Below are 1,924 nucleotides of genomic sequence, written 5' to 3'. Positions count from 1 at the left end.
CCTCTTACTCGAATTTGGGAACTTTGAGCAAGAGGCAAATAAAAACAAGAAAATGCATTATCTGATTATTATTCTTTCAAGGACTAGTATAACATAAAATCGTCTACAAATAGACAAAAAACCTGCACGCTTAATGTAGATCAAAAGCTTAACGCAAATGAAATAGATTGACCTCCCAATAACACCACGTAGTTATTGGGAGGTCAATCTATGAAATGCGATTAAGCTTTTTCTAATTCACATAAGCGTGCAGGTTTAAAGTACATAAAAAATATAATGAAAAAAAGCATCATTATACTAACGTTATACCAACATTATACTCTCATTATACTAATTGCTTATTCCAATTTCCTATTGGTTGGAACCAACAGGCGTTAGTGTGTTGTTGAGTTGGTACTTTCATGGGATTAATCCCATGAAACCCCCAACCAACTCGCCAAAGCTTTGGCTAACACACACGCCATTCCAACCAATAGTTTTCTCGGCATAAAGCCATGCTCTGACGCTTAAATGCACTAATGCCTTAAAAAAACATTAAAGTCTAACACACTAGACTTATTTACTTCGTAATTAAGTCGTTAAACCGTGTGCTCTACGACCAAAAGTATAAAACCTTTAAGAACTTTCTTTTTTCTTGTAAAAAAAGAAACTAGATAAATCTCTCATATCTTTTATTCAATAATCGCATCAGATTGCAGTATAAATTTAACGATCACTCATCATGTTCATATTTATCAGAGCTCGTGCTATAATTATACTAATTTTATAAGGAGGAAAAAATAAAGAGGGTTATAATGAACGAGAAAAATATAAAACACAGTCAAAACTTTATTACTTCAAAACATAATATAGATAAAATAATGACAAATATAAGATTAAATGAACATGATAATATCTTTGAAATCGGCTCAGGAAAAGGGCATTTTACCCTTGAATTAGTACAGAGGTGTAATTTCGTAACTGCCATTGAAATAGACCATAAATTATGCAAAACTACAGAAAATAAACTTGTTGATCACGATAATTTCCAAGTTTTAAACAAGGATATATTGCAGTTTAAATTTCCTAAAAACCAATCCTATAAAATATTTGGTAATATACCTTATAACATAAGTACGGATATAATACGCAAAATTGTTTTTGATAGTATAGCTGATGAGATTTATTTAATCGTGGAATACGGGTTTGCTAAAAGATTATTAAATACAAAACGCTCATTGGCATTATTTTTAATGGCAGAAGTTGATATTTCTATATTAAGTATGGTTCCAAGAGAATATTTTCATCCTAAACCTAAAGTGAATAGCTCACTTATCAGATTAAATAGAAAAAAATCAAGAATATCACACAAAGATAAACAGAAGTATAATTATTTCGTTATGAAATGGGTTAACAAAGAATACAAGAAAATATTTACAAAAAATCAATTTAACAATTCCTTAAAACATGCAGGAATTGACGATTTAAACAATATTAGCTTTGAACAATTCTTATCTCTTTTCAATAGCTATAAATTATTTAATAAGTAAGTTAAGGGATGCATAAACTGCATCCCTTAACTTGTTTTTCGTGTACCTATTTTTTGTGAATCGATTATGTCTTTTGCGCATTCACTTCTTTTCTATATAAATATGAGCGAAGCGAATAAGCGTCGGAAAAGCAGCAAAAAGTTTCCTTTTTGCTGTTGGAGCATGGGGGTTCAGGGGGTGCAGTATCTGACGTCAATGCCGAGCGAAAGCGAGCCGAAGGGTAGCATTTACGTTAGATAACCCCCTGATATGCTCCGACGCTTTATATAGAAAAGAAGATTCAACTAGGTAAAATCTTAATATAGGTTGAGATGATAAGGTTTATAAGGAATTTGTTTGTTCTAATTTTTCACTCATTTTGTTCTAATTTCTTTTAACAAATGTTCTTTTTTTTT

At 30.9% G+C, this 1,924-nt stretch carries 1 protein-coding gene; it reads left to right on the top strand.

Translation table 11 applies throughout. From position 1 onward, the window contains the following. The first annotated feature begins 794 nt into the window (after positions 1-794). Positions 795-1,529 (top strand): 23S rRNA (adenine(2058)-N(6))-methyltransferase Erm(C), encoded by a 735-nt coding sequence (erm(C), locus tag HMPREF2578_RS01270; RefSeq protein WP_001003263.1) that lies wholly within the window; start codon positions 795-797, stop codon positions 1,527-1,529. Positions 1,530-1,924 lie beyond the last annotated feature (395 nt).

Source organism: Staphylococcus sp. HMSC072H03 (assembly GCF_001809305.1).
Taxonomy (GTDB): Bacteria; Bacillota; Bacilli; order Staphylococcales; family Staphylococcaceae; genus Staphylococcus; species Staphylococcus hominis.
This window is presented reverse-complemented; position numbering and strand designations above follow the sequence as displayed.